Origin of the sequence: Aquabacterium sp. UBA2148 (assembly GCF_002328915.1) — a bacterium.
Lineage (GTDB): Bacteria > Pseudomonadota > Gammaproteobacteria > Burkholderiales > Burkholderiaceae_C > Aquabacterium > Aquabacterium parvum.
In genome coordinates, this window is sequence record NZ_DCXA01000135.1 from 1 (window position 1) to 956 (window position 956).

General features: G+C 65.3%; 2 protein-coding genes. Both read left to right on the forward strand.

The genetic code is table 11. The features are described 5' to 3' along the window. Nucleotides 1-486 (forward strand): YHS domain-containing (seleno)protein (locus tag B2W70_RS07350; RefSeq protein ID WP_286744327.1); only part of this gene is annotated, 486 nt, incomplete at its 5' end. 33 nt (nt 487-519) lie between these two features. Next, a partial coding sequence (locus tag B2W70_RS07355; RefSeq protein WP_286744330.1) for a pyridoxamine 5'-phosphate oxidase family protein occupies nt 520-956 on the forward strand: 437 nt, incomplete at its 3' end.

Sequence of the window (956 nt, forward strand, 5' to 3'; positions counted from 1 at the left end):
ACCCGCCGCGCCCTGATCTCGGCCGTCGTCGCCTCCGCTGCCGTCTTCGCTGCCCTGCCGCAGCAAGCCCTGGCCTATGACGAGACCTCGACCTTCGAGCTCAACGTCAACGCCCAAGGCGTCGGCATCCAGGGCCACGACCCGGTGGCCTACTTCAGCGCTGGCCAGCCCACGAAGGGCAACGCCAAGTTCAGCGCCAGCCACCGCGGTGCCACCTACTGGTTCGCCTCGGCCGCCAACCGCGATGCCTTCAAGGCCAACCCCGACAAGTTCGCGCCCCAGTACGGCGGCTACTGCGCCATGGGCGTGGTGCTGGACAAGAAGCTGGACGGGGACCCGACCGCCTGGAAGATCGTCGACGGCAAGCTCTACCTGAACCTCAACAAGGACGTGCAGAAGAAGTGGCTGGAAGACGTGCCGGGCAACCTCGTCAAGGCCAACGCCAACTGGCCCGAGATCAAGCACAAGGCCGCCAAGGACCTGTGATCTGATGGCCCCTCGCCACCACGGAGCACACACATGAGCCGCGCTTACTCCGATATCGCCTTCACACCCGCGGTGCGCGACATGCAGACCCGCATGGGCAGCCGCGCCAACTACGCCTCGCTGGATGTCACCGACGACCGTCGTGACTTCCTGACCGAGCGTGAAGCCGAGTTCATCGAAGCGCGCGATGGCTTCTACCAAGCCACCGTCAGCGAAACAGGCTGGCCTTATGTGCAGTTCCGTGGTGGCCCGGCGGGCTTCCTCAAGGTGCTGGACGCCAAGACGATCGGCTTTGCCGACTTTCGCGGCAACGTGCAGTACATCAGCGTGGGCAACCTTCAGAACAACGATCGCATCTCGATCATCCTGATGGACTACCCCAACCGGCGCCGCCTGAAGCTGCTGGGCCGCGTGCGCCTGGTCAACGAGGCCGAAGACCCGGCGCTGGTCGCCCGCCTGGAGTTGCCCTC